The organism is Chryseobacterium sp. WLY505, from assembly GCF_030846215.1.
GTDB lineage: Bacteria > Bacteroidota > Bacteroidia > Flavobacteriales > Weeksellaceae > Chryseobacterium.
Genome location: NZ_JAVCWI010000001.1, coordinates 809,638 through 828,161, shown reverse-complemented (window position 1 = coordinate 828,161; position 18,524 = coordinate 809,638). Strand labels below are relative to the sequence as shown.

Genomic DNA, 18,524 nt, shown 5'->3' with positions numbered 1-18,524 from the left:
AGATTGATTTAGGTTTTGAGTCTCTTAAAATTCATTTCAACGCTGTGTTTTTCTGCGCATAAAGCTTAGTGCTATAAGAAACATAACGATCACAAAAATAGAAATATAAATGATGATTTTATACCTGTTATTCTGTTGATGGAGTATTGATATTTCTCTTTTTTGTTCTTTAATTTTTCTATCGGATTGATTGGAGCTGTCCACAATCAAATCTGTGAGTTCAGGAGCATTGAAGATATCAGAGTTTTCAGATAATTTTTTATACTGAGAACTTAAAGACTCCAGTTCTTTTAATTCTTCCGGAGAAAGCTCATCCAGTTTTTTTTGAATAAAACATTGGTCAGAGTAGAGAAATCCGGTATCTTTTTCATCATATGCGAAAATCAGATATTTCCCTTTTTGGGTAAAAAGAACATCGCAGGAATGCAGCGGAGATCCGAAAAGGGTAGCATTGTGTGTATAAAATCCATCATAGGAATCCGATTTGTAGGTCTTATTGATTTTTACTTTACTTAGAATATTCTGGACCGTTTTAAATCCAGAAGGAACTTCTGTAATATCATATATTTCACCAATAAAAACAAAATCAGCACTGTCAAATGAAGATTTTAACGTAGGAGTGCCATTGCATTTGCAGGCAGCTATTTTCACAGAAAATATTATTAGAAAAAGTAAAAAAAGCCTGGATTTCATCGGAGTTATAAACGTAAGCTTGTTCATCAGCTTAGCGGTAAGGCAGATTAATTTCTTCAATTTTTGTTCTCAAATCTCCAATGGTGAAGGTTTCTGAATTACATTGAAATTCAGGAATGTCGTGTTTAGATAGGAAATCATTTAAATCATCACAATCTTGCAGAATATTAAATTCTTTATTGTCCAGATCTAAAACAATTCCTTTGGTTTTTCCATTGATAGAGTAGGCTAGAGGAGTTAATGCTCCTAACAGTGCCTTCGACCATAAGCCTTTCATGTTTTCTTCGAAATAAATGAATCTTCCATAGTTCAGAACTTTGCAAAATCTTGAATACTGGTCAGGATCGTATCCATTGTCTTTCTTATTGGTATATTTTCTATAGGTCTGAAAATACATTTCTCCTTTATGCGAAACCGCTAATGGAACTTTTACCCTTTTATTTTTTTGTTTGAAATAAAAGAATGCTTTTTCCGGCATGTCAAGAGAATCACACTTTTCACAGGCTTTGAAATAGACCTCTTCGGTTGAAGATGGTTGTTTATTTAAAACATCCTCCAGAGTCATATAAATACCTTCCGGAAAATCTCCTTTTTTGATGGATGGGTGTGTTTTTTCTTGTGCATATGTAAGATTGAAAATGCAAAGCAGGAAGGCTAAAATACAAAGTTTCATGGTTTTATTAATTTTTCAGCAGAGCAAAAATATAAAAAAGTTAATGGGAAATCCTTATTAGATAGATTTTATTCAATATCATAGAACATAATTCTTAGTTATATTATTTTCTAAACTGTAATGTCTGAATTGCCTTTAAAAGTTCTGCCTGACTTTCTTTCTTCAGATTTTTACCATATAGATTGAATCTGATTTTTCCTATAGATCCAGTTTTAAGGCTGTCGATATAAACTCCTGTCATTCCATTGCCTACTTGTTTGGGCTCTACTATTTTTGCCTTGTACCCATCAATTTTTTTATAGGTTATTTTACTTTTGACAAAATCTTCTCTATTTGTATTTTTATCAATGACAATAAATTGTGTTGTATCAGCTTTTGGATTCACTGCTAGAAGTTCGTTGAAATCTTTTCTGCTAATAATCGTGACATTTTCTTCTAATGAATAGGAATAAGGTCCATAATCGTAGAAAATCGAATCATTATTTTTTGTGATGATAATTCCGGCATTACTATCATAAGCATCCATTTTCAGTTTGCTCCAGTCTTTAGGAGCCTGAAGTTTAAAACTGCGAAAATCCATGGATTTTGTCTTCTGAGAATGATCAGAACAACTCAATATTATAAAAGATGTAAAAATGAATAAGGACATTTTTTTCATGGCTTTTTAAAATAAAGGTTCCCCGTTCATATCCGTGGTCAGAATTTCACTCATATAATCAAAAAAAGGTCTCATAGCAAGTAAAGTCAGGAGGACTTCTTTTTGAAAATTGTCCGATAAAACCTCCTTATCTGTAAATTTCCGCATCACAAGGAATTGCTTTTTTCTGATCAGATCAATAGCCGGATGATTTTTATCAAACCCACGAGGAGCTGTTTTTACAGCGTCTCCTTTAAGTTCTCCAAAATATTGTATAAAAGTTGTATCTGAGGTAATTTTTTCAATTTCTGAGTTGCTGATTTCAAATTCTTTACGGATGCGAAGTAAATCTTTGGCTTCAGGCCCCCAGAATCCGCCGCCTACAAAACTGTTGCCCGGTTCCAGCTGAATATAATTTCCACCTCTCAACATAGGTTTCGAGCGGGAATATCCTACTCCGAAATTGGTTTTATAAGGTGTTTTGTTTTTGGAAAAACGTACATCATTGTAAATTCTGAAAATATGCATTCCTTTCAGGTTATCATATTCCTGAAGTTCGGTATAAATCTGATTAAAAAAAACTTTGTTTTCTTTTACAATGACATCGTATTCAGATTTATGTCTGGCAAACCATTCCCGGTTGTTATTTTCTTTTAAATGGGTGAGAAATTCAAATGCTTTTTTCATGTATTATAAATGTTTTCACCTCTAAATAGAGGATTTTGAAAATGTTTTAACTTCTGATATTTTATTACCAGAGCAGAAAACTGCTTTTTAACTACCCAATTTTTTTGTTCCAGAATGAGCTTGTATCAATTTTCTTTTTTTCAGCATGACGAATTGGGAAAATATCTTGTGCAATTCCTTTTGATAAATTGCCGCCCCAAAATATAATGTCACTGCCAAACATTGAAAGAACATTTTCTTCATGATCCAGTATTAAAAACCGATGTCCTAAATAGGGGATAATTGGAGGTACATTTTGGTTCTTCATAATATCTTCCGTCACGCGGTTGGCTTCCATGATCCATTCAATTCTTGCTTTTATGATGGGAATGTCATCAGGGTATGAATAAAATTTAGGACCAAAATCAATTTCTCCTTCGCCGCCATTGTTATCTATTCCCAATTTGTCAAGACCATTCATCGTTCTGTAATAGTTTTTTAATGACTCCGGAAAGGTGATGTTCAACTGTCTCTGGAAATCTTCTAATTCAGATTCTGACAATCCTTTTTTCCATTTGCTTCCTTCCTGAATCTGGAATCCCCAGCATTCCATCAGATCTACTTTCTGCCAATATCTTTCACTTTTCTTTTTTATCCATTGAAAGCTTGAAATGGAATTGTCCAGTTTTTTAAATTGTCTTTTTTTCATAACATTTCTTCTAATATTGATACAAGGTCCGGGATTTAGAGAAGCGGGTTATCATTCTTATTATCAATCAATCTTTGTTTTAAACTTTCTGATAACAAATTGTTTTCTAGTAAGTGGCTGGTCATCATTTTCAGGAAATATCGGCATTTTTTTAAATAATCTTTTTTTGTTTTTGTTTATCATAAGGAATTCCGTCTTTTCTGATTTTTAATTTTTTATTCGTCTTTTGTTTTCCAAAGTAGTATTTCCTTATCATTCAATACTTTATAATGGTAATCTATTTCATTCCAGAAGTTGATGATGGTATCTTGTTGTTCTTTGTTTTTCAAAACAGCAATAATATGAGTTTCTACATCATAATCTTCAGGATAATGCATGTCAAAATCAACACTGGCCCAGCCATTAGTTATAATTTGACATAATCTGTCAACATCATCAGTATTTACATACTTTCTCCTTACAATTCCGGCTTTAATGCTTTCAAAAGTATTGATGATTCTGTATTCATCAAAGAGATTGTCTGGCAAATGTTTGTAATAATGCCTATTGTTTGATCCTGAACCCAAAATGGTATAATTCTTCTGTGCTTTATCAAAAACAATAGGTCCGACTCCAATTAACTTTCCTCTTTCATCATCTTTATCATATTTTTTATGCTTCCAGAAAATAAAAATATAAAGCTCTGTTTCATAATATTTGAAGATGGTATAATCAGGATGAATTTCATCTTCAATCATTTTTTGTACTAAAATTTCGTCTATCATCAATTGTTTTGTTTTGAGAACGCTGTGTGCTTAATTTTTCATTTATATCCTGTGAATATACTATTACCTGAAAATTTTAACCTGCTGTAAAACTCCTTTCTCATTTTTAAAACTGAAAATATAGTTTCCGGGCTTTACTTTGGATAAATCTATCGTTTTATTATAGTAAGCAAAACCTTTGTGTATTTCCTTTCCATCTAAAGAGTAGACGGTAAATTCAAATTGATTGCTGTTATTTTTATTGCTGATGAAAAAACCGTCTTTCGATGCGTTGGTATATACTCTTGTTTTGGTTTCATGATCTTTTTTGGCTGTATTTGAAGAGAGGGCAATCTCGGTAATATCAGCTGCCTGTGTACTTTTAATAGCCGATTTGGTTACAGACGTTGTACTTCCGCCGATGATGTATAATTTATTGTTGTATACTTCTGCAGCAGCATGTCTTCTGGGAATCATATTGGATGACAGCTGGTGGAATTTATTGGTTGCGGTATCAAAGTAGGCCAGAAAAGTCTGATTATTATAACCTCCTGCCATAAAAATCTTATCACCGGACACCGCTAATGAATGTCCTGATATCCCGGCTGGCATCGTAATTTGATCGGTCCAGCGATTGGTATTGATATCGTAGATATTGATCAAACGGGATGAGGTACCATTAAAGCCACCAATGACATAAAGTTTATCATTCACAATTTTACCTTTTGCTTCTCTGGCGTTGGGCATATCCGGTAATGGATGCCATGTGTCTGAAGCAATATCATAATATTGGAATCTGTTGGAAAATGAAGTGGTTGCAGCACCATTGAGCCCGCTGCCACCGAACACATATATTTTGCCATTATGGATGGCAGAACCAGCATTTCCGGTATAGGAACGGTTCACAGCTCCCTTTGTTACTTGCTGGGTTTCAGGGTCTACAATTTCAAGATGGCTGTTTCCCCAGCCGTTAAAAATATAAATTTTATGATCGTAAGTCTCCGAATTAGCAAATTTTTTAGGACTAATAGTAGCATTGAGAACACTCCATTTGTTGTCTGTAATATTGTATTTTTCAATAAAATTGGCGTTACCTCCGCTTTCCTGATATCCGTTGCTCACATAGATATTGTCGTCTACGATGACACTGGATATGGCTCCTCTGCCTGCAGACATATTGGCGAGCGTTTTAAATTGAAGTGTTTGTGCATGGGCGAGCAATGAGCCTAAAAATGACAGGAATAATAATTTTGTTTTCAATGGTAGTAAGATTTCGTGTTTGTTTTACATATTAATAGAAACAAATATATGTAAAAGCTGAATCTGAAATAGAGGACTTCGGATTTTATTTTTTTAATGGGGGTAAAGTTTCCTGACTTTGAGTAAATGGATATCGATGATTTTCTCGTCTATGGAGATAACGGGATATCCAAATTGAACATTATTTCATTGATCTCTGCAACTTGTGTACTTTTAATAGAGGAAGATGGAAGAGTGGTTGTATTTCCGCCAATGATGTATAATCTATTATTATATACTTCTGCTGCCGCGTGTCTTCGGGGAATCATATCGGAGGATAACTGGTAGAATTTATGGGTAGCAGTATCAAAATAGGCCAGAAAATCCTGATGACTATAATCACCCACAATGAAAATTTTATTATCGGCTACTGCCAAGGAGTGCCCGGATATCCCAACAGGCATTTTATACTGATTGGTCCAACGATTCGTACTAAGGTCGTAAACATCGATCAGATTAGAAGAAGCTTCGTTAAAACCACCGATGACATACAGTTTATTATTAACAATTTTACCTTTTGTTTCTTTGGCTACAGGCATATCCGGCAATGGGTGCCAGGTATCTGAAGCAATATCGTAATACTGAAATTTATCAGAATATATAGGTGCCCCGTTCAACCCGCTGCCTCCAAACACATATATTTTGCCATTATAGATAACAGAACCGGAACCGCTGGCAAAATAGGGATTCATTGCTCCTTCGGTTACGGTATTGGTTGCTAGATCTAAAATTTCAAGATGACAGTTCCCCAAACCGTTAAAAATATAGATCTTATTATGGTAAGCTTCCGAATTAGCAAATCTTTTGGGAATTAGAGTAGTATTGAGAATACTCCAACTGTTATCGGTAATATTATATTTCTCAATATAATTGGCTTCTTCATCCGCTTTATAACCATTGGATACATAAATATTATCATTCACGATTACACTTGCTATCGCCCCTCTGCCTGCTGACATACCGGCGAGCTTCTGGAAATGAAGCGTTTGTGCATGGGCCAGCAAGGAACCCAAAAATGACAGGAATAATAATTTTGTTTTCAATGGTAGTAAGTTTTAGTGTTTTTGTTTTATAAGCTTAAAGTCAGGAGGTATAAAGTTATGTAAAGCTCCATCAGGGTTTTCCTTCGTTGATATATTCCAGATAATCCTGTTCTAAATTATTAATTTCTTCAATTAAGAAGTCGTAGATATTTCCTTCAAATACTTCATAATCTTCCTCGTCGTATTTGTCATACTCAATTTTTATGATTCCGTTGTCGGTATAGGCTCTGTAGAGATTTCCACTGCGTTTAAAAAATAGTTGTCCCAGTGGCTTTTCTTTATATTCAAGGGCTTCCTGATGTTTTTCTTCAAATCCCATCCATGAAGGCATTTCTTCATCCTGCGAAAGTCCGTACACAAAAAAGCCATACCCGAATTTCCAGCCTGGAAGGACGTCAAACTCCTGGGGACGTTTCCAGATCTCTTCTTTGACTTCAAAAAGTAAGGATCCGAATGAGGTCAGAAAATCCTTAACATCTTCACTGAAGCTAAACCCTGTGCTTTCTTCATATTTTTTAATTTGTTCTTCGGTCGCAGGTTTGGCCACAGAGCCCATCACGAAGAAATCATCATTTAATTTCTTTTTCCTGTCCCAGAATTCTTCTTTTGTTGCCATATTTTGTTTTGGTGTTACGTCGTCAACACTGTTCAGATCGTTATTGAAACAAAGATAAGAGAAAGTTTGGGGATAAAAATTAGAGTGTTGGTGGATTTTGTTTTTATTGACGCAAGTTGGAAGACTTTGTAGAAAGAGGTTACTGCCATCTACAGTGACGCAAACTCATGCTGGCCACAGTTATTATTTTAATTGAATTTCAATCTTTTTATCTTCCATAAATAATTGTATCCAATTCGGATTTTCATTATTTCCTGGAATGCATTCGATTAAACTTTTATTATTTTTATAATTTTCTATAGCTTTTTTTCCGAACTTGATTTTCATTTCATAAATCTCATTGCCATTATATCCAATCCAGGCTTTTGTTATTATTTGCCTTTTTTTTTCAATATTATGATAAAGTAAAGATTTTGAGTCTTCTGGTAAATGACTTATACCATCACACCAAAAAGACTTAGCATAATATTTTATATTTTCATTTTCAATGTTTTTAAAATCCAGAGACCATTCTAAATGACTGCAAAATTCTAAATTAAACACTGGTTCATTGAGATTATAATTAAAAGCACCACAATTGGGACATTCAATATATTCTCCATTCAATTTTTCAAACTCACATGCTGCACATCTGCCATTTCTATTGTTTACATGTTGAATAATAATTTTTGCTTCATTTTTGTCTACATTGAATTCGTCAATTATTTTTTTTTCAGCAAATAATTTTAAATCGTTTTGCATCAAAATATAAAGATCAAGCTTTTGTTCTTCAGAAAATTTTAGAGTAATAACTTCATTTTTACATTTGTTGCAATTCGTTTTCATTCTGATTTTAATTTAGATATTAAATTAATATTCCAGGACTATATTTTTTTAAGATAAACTGTTTGGTATTTCCACCGGGTGCCCCAAAATACATACTTCCTTTGGTTAGTATATACTTTTGATTTTCTTTTCAGTTGCCCACTTTTGATGTCATAAACAAAGAGCTTATTTCCTTTGATTTTATATTTTAAATGGTAGTTGATCCCGTTTTCGTTTTTTAAATCATAATTATTATAGTTGCCGGATAACATGTCAGCTATTATTAATGAATCATGTACAGATTCGATCTCTTCTTTATTTTTATTGAATTTTAAATACAAATTATGGCCGCTTACCGTATAAAGCCCGGAAAGTTCCTGATGTTGAAGATCTCCGGAAAACACGTAATTAAATTCATTGTTATTCTTAAAATCTATCTTGGTGACGAAGAAACCAAATTCAGCTTTGTTGGATTTATAGGTTCCCTGCAATTTTTTCTGTGGGTTGCAAGATAAAAAAAGTAATAAAGCTAAAATCAGACTAAAGTTTTTCATACCAGTATCAAGGATAATTCTAAATTATATAGTTTGTTTCTGAAGTCCAGAGACTTTGTGATGTAGGTATTTTATTTAGTATAATCTCCTGCAATAATAGATTTCTCCATTGTACTTACGATCTCAGAAACAGGAATCGTAAATATCCCGGCATTTCCTTTATCAAACTCTTTTTTCCAGTAAGAATAACCATCCATTTCAAGGGAGTCCGGTTTTTTGTAGGCCTCTTTTTTCAGGCTGATGACACTTTTGTTCAAAGCTTCTTCTGATAGAGGAAGATGGCTGAGGTTTTCTGCATACCCAGTAGGACTGGCAGGGTTTTTCATCTTCAAACCGCTGACAGAAATATGAATCACTTTTCCGGTTTCAGGGTATTCTTCAATCTTTAATATGGTAAGTGTTGAGTTTTTTTCCGTAGGACGGGTTTTGTAGTTCCATTGCTGGCCGACACGGTATTGGTCTTTTTTTGCACAGCTGAAGGACAGCAAGAATAATACTGCTATGAAAGTATAGAGTCTCATGAAGGGTTGGTTATTAGTTTTGTGTTTTTATTTCTGAATCAATTGCTCCAGCCTGGCCATCATTTCATCTTTTTCTTTCAGCATTCTTTCGTACAGCGCAATTTTTTCTTCGTGTACTTTGATTAATTGATCTATAGGATTAAGTGTAGAATTATAGAAAATAGAAGCTGGTTGCTGACAATTATCGAAAGTATTAGAAATAATATTGATAGCCTGTTCTTCATCAAAATTTTGAAACGCTTCCACAGGGATTTTCAATACCTCAGAAATTCTTTTCAATAAAGGATCTTCAATGGTTTCTTTCTGCTCCAAAAGCGAAATCTTCTTCTGGTTCCAGTCTTCACCAAGATCAAAAGCCAAAGCCTCCTGCTTGATGCCCAACATCTCACGAAAACGCTTGATATTTCTCCCCTGATGTATTTTTTTGTTTTGCATATTTGTGTACGTTATAGAAACAAATATAAGTAAAAGTTGGGGGATAGGAAATGGGGGAGTGGGGGTATTTTAGGTGGTGGATATAAAGAATCCGAAGTGGGAGACTTCGGATTTTGTTTTTTATGATGGTGCAAGGTCTCCAGACTTTGCGGAGCGGGTAGTATGGTCTTTAAATACTATTCATAGGATTTTCCCAATTGTAACTATATAATTGATTATTTAAAACTGCTTCAAGTTTATTTCGAATATTTTCTTTGTCAATTTTAGATTCAGTAGTTAACTTTAAAATATCATAAAATCTTTTAGAGTTTATAAGTTCAATAGGCATACCTCTATCATGTGATTTTTTAACTGTTTTACTTGCTCCACTTTGAAAATCTGATGTAGTAACAAAAATACCTTTTGGTATACCAGAAAGAAAAAGAGCACCTGTTAACTCTCTTATTTGATCAACTTTTATTTTATTCTTGTATCTCTTAACTTGGACACCAATTTGCTTTCCTTCCTTTTCTAGAATGACATCAATTCCACCATCATTTGAATAACCTGTTACAATGGTATCGTATCCGAGGTTTTTAAAAACCTGCCCCGTTACTTCTTCAAATAATTTTGGATGTAAACTAAATCTTGCTTCATATTTAGCTAGAAGATATTTTGAAATTTCATTGATCGGAACATCAATATTGTGCAAATCTAATTTTTTCAATAGACCAGCTGTGCCATAGAAAAATTGCCATAGCTGCCATACTTTAGCACTGACAGTCACATCTTTTATTATTCTCCACCAGCCACATTTATTACAGTGATGAAAGTATGCTTCACACGAATACTTAGAAAGATCAAGCTCCCACATTTCTTCATCCATTCCTTCTTCATAACACCAGCTCTTTCCTAATTGATGAAAACTATAAATTTCTTTTAAATTTACGTCCCAATAGTCATCTATTAAAAATACTTCTAATTCATTTTGACAAAAAACACATTTTTGCCTATGAGGATTATTATCACCAACTTTTAATGGGCTATCAAAATGATCATATTCAAAGATTGACATAATTATAAATATCTGTAAGTATAAATTTACGGATTATTAAAAATAAACCACCAATATGTTGTGTAGCTTAAGAGATTTATTTTAATTGCGCAAAGTCGGGTGACTGTGCACAGCAGATGATTTTCGAATTTCAACAATACAGAAACTAGCTAAAGGCTATGGTACAAAGTCAATAGGTTAGGTTTTGTGAAGATTTATTAGTGAGAGTAAATTGATTCCAATTATACATTTAATCTAAATTCTATTGTTAATTAAAACCTTATTATTCATTTTTTATATTATTGAGTATTAAAGAAGATGCTAAATCATGACTAAAATTTTCAAGAAAGCCATCATGTATTTTCTGTCCTGTTTTTTCAATTTTCTTTTGAAGTTCGTCTAAGATATATTGTATTAAACTTTCAAATTTATCCAAGTCTTCCTGAGAAAATCCCATTTGTTTTAATTGACTAAATCTTACTTGAGTTTGTTCTAAATCATCAGCTTTTGGAATTAGTAGAAAAGAAATTGCTATTTCACTATTGGTTTCTCCTCGGTGTGCAATAAACTGATGGCGCAATTCCATTAAAGTATTGTGATTTTGTCCAACCTCAGGATTGTCCTTGAAAATTGAATTTGGCTCTAACTTAGGATAACTATTTTTAGATGCGTCTGTAAAACATTTTCCGTATAATGAGATTAAGGAATATGTTAAACCTGATTTTATCACTTTGCTGGTTTCAGTTCTTAGAAGTTTTATGTATTCTATACAGAGTTCTAAATCTTCTTTCATTGCACAGTAGGCTATAAACTTTTTAGCAAAAAAGTTTGGAATGGCAACTACAATATATTCTTCAGAAAATTCATCTTTTGCTTGTAGGAATAATTGTTTCAATCTTTCAGTTAATGTTTTATCAAGTTTTTTCATAATAATTAATTCAAGTTCGTAACATTTTATACTACTTAATAGTTCTATACTGTTTTAAAATTATTGGTGTTTTTATTGATACTTTCAAGAACCTGTTTAAAAAGCAAGTCTCTTTCATTTTTAAATGGATTGAGAAATGCTTTCTTTATGTTTATGTTCCCTTTTCTTAATTCATTATCGTTAAAGTCAAGTGATAAACCTCTAAATTTGAAATTATCTTTTACTTCCAATAAACCATGTTCGTTTTTGAAACTGGAATATTCTATAATTCCATGAGTCTTAAAATTATTAGATCTAAAAGCTCCGATTTGTATATTTCCCCCAACTGTTGGAATATTATTATCTGTAATTATTTCACGTAATAAATGAAACTGTGAATATTTTTCATCTATCTTTAAAACCAATTCTTCTGCTCTGCTTTTAGCTGTGATGTCACCTATGAAATAAGGAGATTTATCTATATCCACAGTTTCTTTTGTAAAATCAAGTAATCCTTCTTGAATATCTGGAGAAAATTTATATAGTTTAAAGTTTTTATTGATTGGACAATATCCCCCTAATAAGACTTCTGATACCCCTTTTTCCCGGTTAATTGTTGTAAGTTGTCTTGACACCTGCTTGTAGATGGCAAATGCTATATCTGATAAATTGTCAATGGAAAAATCCGAAATTTGAGGTGATCCTTGTAAATTTGATAATACTTCCTCAATTGTATCTGCAAGTAGGCTACCATTTAAGTAGCTCCCAGTAAAGCAGAGCCCAAAATTTGTTCGATGTAAAAGTTCTTCTTGTGCATTTGGTGTTTCGGATGATATTGCATCATAAATTTCAACCCCTATTTTAAAAATTTTTGTAGCATCATCGGTTATTTTTGATTTATCAGGGTTGGTAAGTCGTGAATCAGATGCAAAATAAATTTCTTGTTCTTGCTTCCAAGCTAAACATAACGTCATAATTAATATTTTTACTAATTTATAAGATTATGATGGTATTTCCTTACGGAAAACCATAAAACAAAAAACCGCTCTACAAAAGTAGAACGGTTAGTATTTTAAATTTGTCTCAGCGACACGCTGTTACATCATTCCTGGCATTCCACAACCCATTGGCATAGCTGGTTCAGCGCTCTTTACTTCAGTGATTACACATTCTGTTGTAAGAAGCATTCCAGATAAAGAAGCTGCATTTTCAAATATATTTCAGCAGATCCTTGTCAAGGTTTTAAACCTTGACAAGGATATCAATCCAGCTACCTTAGCCCAAAAAATTAAATCTTACAAACAAAAAACCGCTCTGAAAATCAGAACGGTTAGTATATTAAATTGTCTCAGCGACACGCTGTTACATCATTCCTGGCATTCCACCACCCATTGGCATAGCTGGTTCAGCGCTCTTCACTTCAGTGATAACACATTCAGTTGTTAAAAGCATTCCAGATACAGAAGCTGCGTTTTCAAGGGCAACTCTTGTTACTTTAGTTGGGTCAATGATTCCTGCTTCAAGCATTTGAACATACTCGTCAGTTTTCGCGTTGTATCCGAAGTCTCCTGATCCTTCTGCTACTTTAGCAACGATTACAGAACCTTCACCACCTGCGTTGGCAACGATTTGTCTTAATGGCTCTTCGATCGCTCTTTTCACGATTTTGATACCAGTGTTTTCGTCAGCGTTAGCACCAGAAAGGTTGTCTAGAGATTTAATTGCTCTTACTAAAGCAACACCACCACCTGCAACGATACCTTCTTCAACAGCTGCTCTTGTAGCGTGTAGGGCATCATCTACTCTGTCTTTTTTCTCTTTCATTTCTACTTCAGAAGCAGCACCTACGTAAAGTACAGCAACACCACCAGCTAACTTAGCTAATCTTTCCTGAAGTTTTTCTCTGTCGTAGTCAGAAGTTGTAGTTTCCATCTGAGCTTTGATCTGAGCAACTCTTCCCTTGATTTTCGCTTCGTCACCACCACCGTTTACAACTGTAGTGTTGTCTTTGTCGATCGTTACTTTCTCAGCAGTTCCAAGCATATCTAAAGAGATGTTTTCCATAGTGAAACCTTGCTCTTCAGAGATCACTTGTCCACCTGTAAGGATAGCGATATCTTCTAACATTGCTTTTCTTCTGTCTCCGAATCCTGGAGCTTTTACAGCAGCAATTTTAAGAGAACCTCTTAGTTTGTTGACTACCAAAGTAGCTAAAGCTTCACCTTCAACTTCTTCAGAGATGATTAATAGAGACTTACCACCTTGTGCAATTGGCTCAAGAACCGGTAATAATTCTTTCATTGAAGAAATTTTCTTCTCTACTAAAAGGATATATGGGTTTTCAAGTTCAGCTAACATTTTCTCAGGGTTAGTCACGAAGTATGGTGACTGGTACCCTCTGTCGAACTGCATACCTTCTACAACATCTACCGTTGTATCGATACCTTTAGCTTCTTCTACAGTAATTACACCTTCTTTTCCAACTTTTCCGAAAGCTTCAGCGATTAAAGCACCGATAGTTTCATCATTGTTAGCAGATACAGAAGCTACTTGCTTTACTTTATCTGTAGAATCTCCTACAGCCTGAGACTGTGTTTTAAGGTTTTCAACAACGGCAGTTACCGCTTTGTCGATTCCTCTTTTAAGATCCATTGGGTTAGCACCTGCAGCTACGTTCTTAAGACCTTCTCTTACGATAGCCTGTGCCAATACAGTAGCGGTAGTAGTACCGTCTCCTGCGATATCATTAGTTTTGGAAGCCACTTCTTTTACCATTTGTGCTCCCATATTTTCTACTCTGTCTTCAAGTTCGATTTCTTTTGCAACAGACACCCCATCCTTAGTTACGTGTGGAGCACCGAAAGATTTTTCGATCACTACGTTTCTCCCTTTAGGACCTAAAGTTACTTTTACTGCATTAGCCAATGCATCTACACCTCTCTTTAGAGCGTCTCTTGATTCAATATCGAATTTTATTTCTTTTGCCATGTTTGTTTAGCTTTTGGCGACTTGCTTTTTGCTTTTAGCTTTTGCAATTCGCGTGTTTAACTTTAATTTTTAATTTCCATTGAGCCTGTTCCACAAAGTGACAAGCTTCTTTTTTAGTGTTGTCAATTCTTCCAAAAGATTTTTGAAATCATTTTCATGAATGTATCCTAAATCTTTAGCAAGAATTAATTGGTTTTCGGCTTCATTGGATGATCCCAGAGCAATATTAATGAAATTGGCAAATTCTTTATCCGAATTTCTGCCGCTTCCTTCTGAGATATTATATCCAATAGATGCAAATGATCTTCTGATTTGAGAGGTGAGTCCAAAAATTTCTTCTTTTGGAAAACTTCTGGTTGAAGTATAAATTTTCAATGTCAACTGATGACTTAATTGCCACACTTCAAACTTTTTAAAATCTCTCATGAATTAATTTCAACTCAGAAAAGCCATTTGCCAGAAGCCAATAGCCAGAAGCTTACCCAATAATTCCCAATAAATCAGCTTCTCTTACGATTAAATAATCTTTACCTTCCAACTTCAATTCAGCACCTGAATATTTTCCATAAAGAACTTTGTCACCTACCTGAACTGTTGTAGGCTCATCTTTTTTACCAGGACCTACTGCTACTACAGTACCTTCTTGCGGCTTTTCCTTTGCAGTGTCCGGGATAATGATTCCTGAAGCTGTTTTAGTTTCTGCTGCGATTGGCTCTACCAGAACTCTGTCTGCCAATGGTTTAAAGTTTACTGACATAATATATTTAATTTTTTAATTATTTCTGTGTTGTAATTCTCTAAATGTATGCCATGAGACACTGGTGGCTGAAATGGCAGACTTTTATTTCCGAATGTGAAAATTTGGCAGAAAAATTATTTTTTGCGGGCCGGGAATCCGAAAAGATAACTTGTAGCTACGGGAACAACAAACAAAAGAACCGTAATGGCGGAAACTAATATTTCCATCGTATGGCTGGCTAAAAACTGAGCGAATACCGTAGCAGGGTAGAAGTGCTCAAATAATGACAAACTTAGTTTAACTCCTAAAATAGCAATGACAATAAAAGCCGCAGTTTCCAGAAAAGGAAATACCTGCATGAGACGAACAAACCATTGTGCAATAAACCTCATCGCTAAAATTCCTATAAATACACCCAGCGTAATCAGAAGTAAATTGTCTGAAAAAGCCACTGCTGCAAAAACATTATCGATAGAAAAAGCAAGATCCATCACTTCCACAATAGCAACCGTTGCCCAGAATTGACCCAGCAATCCGATGGAATTTTTATACAGCCAGCTGGATTCCTTGTCCGGGTTTTCCTCAGTATTTTCTTCATCATTTGTGTTTTTAATTTTTTTGATGAACCAGTCAAAGGAAATATAAATCAGATAGAATCCTCCCAGGGGTTTCAGCCACCATACGGAAATCAGTATGGAAGCGAAAATAAGAGCGAGTCCCCGAAATACATAAGCTCCAAGGATTCCGTATTTCAGGGCTTTTTTTCTTTGGTTTTCGGGCAGATCCATGACGATGGTAGCCAGTACTGCTGCATTGTCTACAGAAAGAAGGCTTTCGATCAGAATAAGATTGCCGATAATAGCAATGGATTTTGCCGGGTTTTCTACGATGTCATTGAAAAGGTGTGTAAAATCAGGAAATATCATTTTTTAAGGGAATAGAATTTTGATTAAGTTTTGAAATAATGGCAGCAGAAACTGAAATGCCGATGAAATTGGTAACCGATCTCGCTTCATTCATAAAGCGGTCTATGCTGTATAAAAGAGCAAGATCCGTGGTAGGAATTTTTCCAAACCTGCTTAGGGTAAACATCAGGGCAAGGAAGCCTGATCCGGGAACTCCGGAAGCTGTTTTGGAAGCAATGGAAATCGTGATAAAAAGCCAGAAATAATCCATTGGCGTAAGGGAAATATTGTAAAGCTGAACCAGGAAAATACATGAAATAGAAAGATAAATACAAGCTCCTGCCAGATTAAAATTGTATCCGAGAGGAATAATAAGACGAAGAATTTTTCGGTCATAGCCTTGGGATTCCATTTTGTCAAAGATCATTGGGAAGGCCGTTTTTGAAGAAGAAGTGGCCACTACAAGAATGATTTCTTCTTTGATGCTGATCAGAAAGTCCCAAAGATTAATTTTAAAGTAAGCCGTTATAACACCCAATATCCCGAAAATAAAAAATACACTGGTAAGATATACGGTGGCAACAATTTTACTTAACGGCAGTAAAGTATTAATTCCATATACTGAAATTCCGTAAGCGATATTAGAGAAAATAACGATCGGAAGAAATAAATAAACATATTTGATAAGTTTGAAAAACAGATTTCTTCCCGCATCTAAAGCTTTAAAGATGTTATTCCTCTTCTTTGAAAGACCAATCACGACTCCCGCAGAAATAGAGATTACAAGAAAAAGGACATAGTTGCTGATGTGTAACGGGTTGCTGGTTGTTGTTAAAAATCTTTCCGGAAGTTCTTTATGGGAAGAAATAATAATTCCTGTATTGGCACCCGGTTTTAAAAGAAGACCAGACCCGATTCCCAATAAAATACTGATGGAAGTAATGAGTAAAAAATACAGAACCATCTGGCTCACAATTTTGAAAGCATTTTTAGTGCTGAAAATATAGCTTACCCCGTAGGTTACTGCAATGAAAATAACAGGAACAATCAAAACCTCAAGAAGCATAAAAAAGTAACTGCTTACCTTTTCCAGGGGTTTACCTACTTCCGGAAAATAGTAACCTGTTAATGCTCCACAGATAATCGCTGTGAATACATAAAGCGTAAGGTTCCTCAGATAAGAATCGGTAAATGTTTTTTGCTTGGCAGTTTTCATCATTCGCTTTTTATAGATGGTAAGATTACAATATTCAAAGATATAATCTTATATAATACCAAGAATCAAAGCACTCAACAACATGATGACTGATGATCCCAAGGCCCACTTTAATGTATACTTTAAATGATCTGAAAACTCTACACCGGCCAGCGATACCAACAGATAAGTAGACGGAACCAATGGACTCAGAAGGTGAGAACCCTGCCCGATAAGACTTGCTCTTCCCAATATTTCCGGTGAAATTCCCAATTGATGACCGGTAGCAACGATAATAGGCAATATCCCAAAGTAGTAGGCATCATTAGACAGGAAAAAAGTAAACGGGATACTGAATAAAGCGGTCACGATATTCATATAACCACCCCAGCTTTTAGGAACTATTTCTATCATACTGTTTCCCATCGCCTGCATAATCCCTGAACCATTAAGAATTCCCGTGAAAATTCCTGCTCCAAAGATCATTCCCGCCACTGATAGGGCATTTCCGGCATGTTTGGAAATGATTTTCTGCTGATCTTTTAATTTTGGATAATTGATGATTGAAGCGATACAGAAAGCAATCATAAAGGCAATTCCTAAAGGAACAATATCAAGAATCATGACTACCAAAAGGGTGATCGTAAGGGCAAGATTGATCAGGATCAGTTTCGGGCGGCGGAGTGCAGGATCTGCTTCTCCAATAATATCATTGCTGTTGTAGCGTGTAAACTTACCATGTTTTGCAATTCGTATTTTTTCCCTTCTGCCCAAAATATAGGCAACAAATATAACCCACAGAATCCCTATTGCCATAATTGGAATCATAGGGACGAAAATTTCGGTGTGCCCTAGTTTCAGGGAACTCATTACCCTTGCAGTAGGCCCTCCCCAGGGAAGGATATTCATAATCTGTCCGGCAAGCATAATAATACAGGTAAGAATAAGTGGATTCATTCCCTGCTTTTTATACAATGGAAGCATAGCGGCTACTACAATTAAATAGGTAGATGAGCCATCGCCATCCAATGAAACCAATGCCGTAAGAACAGCAGTCCCTATTGTTGTTTTAATGGGATTGTCGCCAACGGCTTTTAAAATTATATTCACTAACGGTTCAAAAAGTCCCGTGTCTATCATTAAACTGAAATAAAGGATGGCAAAGATCAGCATAACGCCGGTTAGCGCTATTTCCTTAACACCGTTTTTCATCATGTCTCCCAGTTGAGGACCAAAACCGGCAAAAAGGGCTATGATTACGGGGACGATGACCAGAGCGGTAAGTGGAGTCATCTTTTTGTTCATGATGAGAATCATGAAGATGAAAATCATTAAAAAACCAAGAAATGTAAGCATAGTTATCT

At 34.8% G+C, this 18,524-nt stretch carries 22 protein-coding genes; all 22 read right to left on the bottom strand.

Features of this window, described 5'->3' with window-relative positions:
- Positions 1-36: 36 nt before the first annotated feature.
- The 22 genes from RAH34_RS03730 to RAH34_RS03625 all read right to left on the bottom strand — a co-directional run bounded on the left by RAH34_RS03730 (position 37) and on the right by RAH34_RS03625 (position 18,516).
- Positions 37-753: a hypothetical protein gene (locus tag RAH34_RS03730; RefSeq protein ID WP_306595180.1), complete on the bottom strand. Its 717-nt coding sequence runs from the start codon at positions 751-753 to the stop codon at positions 37-39.
- Complete coding sequence (locus RAH34_RS03725; RefSeq protein ID WP_306595179.1) at positions 725-1,366, bottom strand: hypothetical protein; 642 nt, start codon at positions 1,364-1,366, stop codon at positions 725-727. Before RAH34_RS03725 ends, RAH34_RS03730 begins: the two co-directional genes overlap by 29 nt.
- Before the next feature lie 103 nt (positions 1,367-1,469).
- Positions 1,470-1,946, bottom strand: a complete 477-nt coding sequence (locus RAH34_RS03720) for a hypothetical protein (protein WP_306595178.1) — start codon at positions 1,944-1,946, stop codon at positions 1,470-1,472.
- Between the two features lie 84 nt (positions 1,947-2,030).
- Entirely contained in the window at positions 2,031-2,690 is a 660-nt protein-coding gene (locus tag RAH34_RS03715) for a DUF2461 domain-containing protein (protein WP_306595176.1), read from the bottom strand.
- Positions 2,691-2,781: 91 nt separating this feature from the next.
- Positions 2,782-3,378, bottom strand: coding sequence for an SMI1/KNR4 family protein (locus RAH34_RS03710; RefSeq protein ID WP_306595175.1), 597 nt, complete (start codon positions 3,376-3,378; stop codon positions 2,782-2,784).
- A gap of 215 nt (positions 3,379-3,593) precedes the next feature.
- On the bottom strand, positions 3,594-4,142 hold the full coding sequence (locus RAH34_RS03705; protein ID WP_306595174.1) for a hypothetical protein: 549 nt from the start codon (positions 4,140-4,142) through the stop codon (positions 3,594-3,596).
- 63 nt (positions 4,143-4,205) lie between these two features.
- A complete protein-coding gene (locus RAH34_RS03700; protein WP_306595173.1) occupies positions 4,206-5,381 on the bottom strand; it encodes a T9SS C-terminal target domain-containing protein in 1,176 nt (391 codons plus the stop codon).
- 149 nt (positions 5,382-5,530) lie between these two features.
- Complete coding sequence (locus RAH34_RS03695; RefSeq protein ID WP_114819379.1) at positions 5,531-6,463, bottom strand: kelch repeat-containing protein; 933 nt, start codon at positions 6,461-6,463, stop codon at positions 5,531-5,533.
- Between the two features lie 70 nt (positions 6,464-6,533).
- Entirely contained in the window at positions 6,534-7,079 is a 546-nt protein-coding gene (locus tag RAH34_RS03690) for a hypothetical protein (RefSeq protein ID WP_306595172.1), read from the bottom strand.
- A 183-nt stretch (positions 7,080-7,262) separates the two neighbouring features.
- The gene (locus tag RAH34_RS03685) at positions 7,263-7,904 is read right to left on the bottom strand and encodes a hypothetical protein (protein WP_306595171.1); all 642 of its coding nucleotides are present in this window, start codon (positions 7,902-7,904) and stop codon (positions 7,263-7,265) included.
- A 38-nt stretch (positions 7,905-7,942) separates the two neighbouring features.
- Entirely contained in the window at positions 7,943-8,437 is a 495-nt protein-coding gene (locus RAH34_RS03680) for a hypothetical protein (protein ID WP_114819376.1), read from the bottom strand.
- A 71-nt stretch (positions 8,438-8,508) separates the two neighbouring features.
- On the bottom strand, positions 8,509-8,958 hold the full coding sequence (locus RAH34_RS03675; protein ID WP_306595170.1) for a hypothetical protein: 450 nt from the start codon (positions 8,956-8,958) through the stop codon (positions 8,509-8,511).
- A 27-nt stretch (positions 8,959-8,985) separates the two neighbouring features.
- Complete coding sequence (locus tag RAH34_RS03670) at positions 8,986-9,393, bottom strand: helix-turn-helix transcriptional regulator (protein ID WP_306595169.1); 408 nt, start codon at positions 9,391-9,393, stop codon at positions 8,986-8,988.
- A gap of 169 nt (positions 9,394-9,562) precedes the next feature.
- Positions 9,563-10,447, bottom strand: a complete 885-nt coding sequence (locus RAH34_RS03665) for a restriction endonuclease (protein WP_306595168.1) — start codon at positions 10,445-10,447, stop codon at positions 9,563-9,565.
- 262 nt (positions 10,448-10,709) lie between these two features.
- Positions 10,710-11,354, bottom strand: coding sequence for a hypothetical protein (locus RAH34_RS03660; protein ID WP_306595167.1), 645 nt, complete (start codon positions 11,352-11,354; stop codon positions 10,710-10,712).
- A gap of 44 nt (positions 11,355-11,398) precedes the next feature.
- Positions 11,399-12,307, bottom strand: a complete 909-nt coding sequence (locus RAH34_RS03655; RefSeq protein WP_306595166.1) for a hypothetical protein — start codon at positions 12,305-12,307, stop codon at positions 11,399-11,401.
- A 388-nt stretch (positions 12,308-12,695) separates the two neighbouring features.
- Positions 12,696-14,321, bottom strand: a complete 1,626-nt coding sequence (gene groL, locus RAH34_RS03650) for a chaperonin GroEL (RefSeq protein WP_306595165.1) — start codon at positions 14,319-14,321, stop codon at positions 12,696-12,698.
- A 69-nt stretch (positions 14,322-14,390) separates the two neighbouring features.
- Positions 14,391-14,747, bottom strand: coding sequence for a four helix bundle protein (locus RAH34_RS03645; RefSeq protein WP_114819368.1), 357 nt, complete (start codon positions 14,745-14,747; stop codon positions 14,391-14,393).
- Positions 14,748-14,799: 52 nt separating this feature from the next.
- Positions 14,800-15,078 (bottom strand): co-chaperone GroES, encoded by a 279-nt coding sequence (gene groES / locus RAH34_RS03640; RefSeq protein WP_034696138.1) that lies wholly within the window; start codon positions 15,076-15,078, stop codon positions 14,800-14,802.
- 116 nt (positions 15,079-15,194) lie between these two features.
- Complete coding sequence (locus RAH34_RS03635; protein WP_306595164.1) at positions 15,195-15,986, bottom strand: TerC family protein; 792 nt, start codon at positions 15,984-15,986, stop codon at positions 15,195-15,197.
- Positions 15,973-17,184, bottom strand: coding sequence for a cation:dicarboxylate symporter family transporter (locus RAH34_RS03630; RefSeq protein ID WP_306595163.1), 1,212 nt, complete (start codon positions 17,182-17,184; stop codon positions 15,973-15,975). The genes RAH34_RS03635 and RAH34_RS03630 overlap by 14 nt, the downstream gene beginning before the upstream one ends.
- A gap of 45 nt (positions 17,185-17,229) precedes the next feature.
- Positions 17,230-18,516 carry a CitMHS family transporter gene (locus tag RAH34_RS03625; protein ID WP_306595162.1) on the bottom strand — a complete coding sequence of 429 codons (1,287 nt, stop codon included), beginning with the start codon at positions 18,514-18,516 and terminating at the stop codon, positions 17,230-17,232.
- Positions 18,517-18,524 lie beyond the last annotated feature (8 nt).

Bases quoted from the DNA above. Each gene is read 5' to 3' on its own strand.
- RAH34_RS03725 (WP_306595179.1), bottom strand. From the start codon at position 1,366: ATGAAACTTTGTATTTTAGCCTTCCTGCTTTGCATTTTCAATCTTACA.
- RAH34_RS03720 (WP_306595178.1), bottom strand. From the start codon at position 1,946: ATGGATTTTCGCAGTTTTAAACTTCAGGCTCCTAAAGACTGGAGCAAA.
- RAH34_RS03715 (WP_306595176.1), bottom strand. From the start codon at position 2,690: ATGAAAAAAGCATTTGAATTTCTCACCCATTTAAAAGAAAATAACAAC.
- RAH34_RS03710 (WP_306595175.1), bottom strand. From the start codon at position 3,378: ATGAAAAAAAGACAATTTAAAAAACTGGACAATTCCATTTCAAGCTTT.
- RAH34_RS03705 (WP_306595174.1), bottom strand. From the start codon at position 4,142: ATGATAGACGAAATTTTAGTACAAAAAATGATTGAAGATGAAATTCAT.
- RAH34_RS03690 (WP_306595172.1), bottom strand. From the start codon at position 7,079: ATGGCAACAAAAGAAGAATTCTGGGACAGGAAAAAGAAATTAAATGAT.
- RAH34_RS03685 (WP_306595171.1), bottom strand. From the start codon at position 7,904: ATGAAAACGAATTGCAACAAATGTAAAAATGAAGTTATTACTCTAAAA.
- RAH34_RS03680 (WP_114819376.1), bottom strand. From the start codon at position 8,437: ATGAAAAACTTTAGTCTGATTTTAGCTTTATTACTTTTTTTATCTTGC.
- RAH34_RS03675 (WP_306595170.1), bottom strand. From the start codon at position 8,958: ATGAGACTCTATACTTTCATAGCAGTATTATTCTTGCTGTCCTTCAGC.
- RAH34_RS03670 (WP_306595169.1), bottom strand. From the start codon at position 9,393: ATGCAAAACAAAAAAATACATCAGGGGAGAAATATCAAGCGTTTTCGT.
- RAH34_RS03665 (WP_306595168.1), bottom strand. From the start codon at position 10,447: ATGTCAATCTTTGAATATGATCATTTTGATAGCCCATTAAAAGTTGGT.
- RAH34_RS03660 (WP_306595167.1), bottom strand. From the start codon at position 11,354: ATGAAAAAACTTGATAAAACATTAACTGAAAGATTGAAACAATTATTC.
- RAH34_RS03655 (WP_306595166.1), bottom strand. From the start codon at position 12,307: ATGACGTTATGTTTAGCTTGGAAGCAAGAACAAGAAATTTATTTTGCA.
- groL (WP_306595165.1), bottom strand. From the start codon at position 14,321: ATGGCAAAAGAAATAAAATTCGATATTGAATCAAGAGACGCTCTAAAG.
- RAH34_RS03645 (WP_114819368.1), bottom strand. From the start codon at position 14,747: ATGAGAGATTTTAAAAAGTTTGAAGTGTGGCAATTAAGTCATCAGTTG.
- groES (WP_034696138.1), bottom strand. From the start codon at position 15,078: ATGTCAGTAAACTTTAAACCATTGGCAGACAGAGTTCTGGTAGAGCCA.
- RAH34_RS03635 (WP_306595164.1), bottom strand. From the start codon at position 15,986: ATGATATTTCCTGATTTTACACACCTTTTCAATGACATCGTAGAAAAC.
- RAH34_RS03630 (WP_306595163.1), bottom strand. From the start codon at position 17,184: ATGATGAAAACTGCCAAGCAAAAAACATTTACCGATTCTTATCTGAGG.
- RAH34_RS03625 (WP_306595162.1), bottom strand. From the start codon at position 18,516: ATGCTTACATTTCTTGGTTTTTTAATGATTTTCATCTTCATGATTCTC.